The organism is Hymenobacter agri (genome assembly GCF_054778495.1).
This window is the reverse complement of sequence record NZ_BAAGZM010000732.1, coordinates 1-1,859: the sequence shown is the minus strand read 5'-3', so window position 1 is coordinate 1,859 and position 1,859 is coordinate 1. Positions and strand designations below refer to the sequence as shown.

Annotated in this window: 1 protein-coding gene; it reads left to right on the top strand. The window is 67.3% G+C overall.

What is annotated here, in order from left to right; translation table 11 throughout:
- Positions 1-143 precede the first annotated feature (143 nt).
- A partial coding sequence (locus tag ACYVDE_RS21505) for a RecQ family ATP-dependent DNA helicase (protein ID WP_460503586.1) occupies positions 144-1,859 on the top strand: 1,716 nt, incomplete at its 3' end.

Below are 1,859 nucleotides of genomic sequence, written 5' to 3'. Positions count from 1 at the left end.
TCGCGCTGCGCAACGCTGGGGCGCCAGCGTCGGGGCACCTACCGCGCCGGGCCAGCGCTTAACCGGGCGCGGCTCCGTGGGCCCGGCCTTTCCGAGCCCGGAAATGGTGGTAACTGAGGCGCCCTCGGCCGTACCTTCGCCCCATGTCCTCCTCCCCTACCGAAACTGCCCCACTGGCCCTGCTGAAGGAGCACTGGGGGCACGCGGCCTTTCGGCCCGGGCAGGAGGAGATTATCAATTACGTGCTCAACGGGCACGACACGCTGGCGCTGCTGCCCACCGGCGGCGGCAAAAGCATCTGCTTTCAGGTGCCGGCGCTGGCCCGGCCGGGCATCTGCATTGTGGTGTCGCCGCTCATTGCCCTAATGAAAGACCAGGTGGACAACCTGCGCAAGCGCGGGCTGAAAGCAGAGGCCATCTACGCGGGCATGAGCCACCAGGAAATCGACCACGCGCTCGACAACTGCGTGTACGGCCGCAACGTGAAGTTTCTGTACGTGAGCCCCGAGCGGCTGCTTACGGAGCTGTTTCAGGTGCGGGTGGCGAAGATGCCCGTGGGCCTGCTGGCCGTGGACGAGGCGCACTGCCTCTCGCAGTGGGGCTACGATTTCCGGCCGCCCTACCTGCGCATTGCCGAGCTGCGCGCCAAGCTGCCGCCGGGCACGCCGGTCATCGCCCTCACGGCCACGGCCACGGCCCAGGTGCAGGCCGACATCGTGGAAAAGCTGCAGTTCCGGCCGGGTTTCGGGGTATTCCGGCAGAGCTTCGCCCGGCCCAAGCTGTCGTACTCTGTGCTGCATACCGAAGACAAGCTGCGCCGGCTGCTGGAAGTGGTGCGCGGCGTGGGGCCCGGCAAAACCGGCATCGTGTACGCCCGCACGCGGCGGCAAACGGAGGACACTGCGGCCTTTTTGCAGCAGCACCGCTTTGCCGCCGCCGCCTACCACGCCGGCCTGCCGGCCGACAAGCGCACCAAGGTGCAGCAGGATTGGATTGCCGATAAAGTGCGCCTGATTGTGGCCACCAACGCCTTCGGCATGGGCATCGACAAGCCCGACGTGCGCCTCGTGGCCCACCTCGACGCCCCCGACACCCTTGAAGCCTATTACCAGGAAGCCGGCCGCGCCGGGCGCGACGGGCAGTACGCCTTCGCCGTGCTGCTGGCCGGGCCGTCCGACGCCGACGAGCTGCGCCGCCGCACCAGCCAGTCGTTTCCGCCCCTCGATACCGTGAAGCGCGTGTACCAGGCCCTGGCCAACTACTCACGCACGGCCGTGGGCGGGGGCGAGCTGGCGGCGTTCGAGTTCGACCTGCAGCAGTTTGCCGAAACCTACCGCATCAAGGCCGTGGACGCCCACAACTCGCTCCGGATTTTGCAGCGCGAAGGCTTTGTGCAGCTGAACGAGGCCGTGAACCAGCCGGCGCGGGTGCACCTTATCCTCAATCATCAGGACCTGTACGCCTTTCAGGTGGCCAACGCCCAGCACGATTTGCTGATAAAAGCCCTGCTGCGGCTGCACGGCGGCGAGCTGTTTGTTGATTTTCAGACCATTTCGGAGAATGCGCTGGCCACCCACCTGCGCCGCAGCGTGGTGGAAGTGCGCCAGCAGCTGCGCTACCTGCACACGGCCGGCATTCTGCACTACCAGCCCAAGCAGGAGGCCCCGCAGGCCATGTTCACCACCCCGCGCTACGATGCCGCCAAGCTGCCGCTCGACCAGGTGAAGATGACCGCGGCCCGCGACCTGGCCCGCGCCAAAGCCCACGCCGTGGGCCAGTACCTGAGCGGCACCCGCTGCCGCCAGATTCTGCTGCTCAGCTATTTCGATGAAGCCGACCCGGCCCCGTGCGGCGTGTGC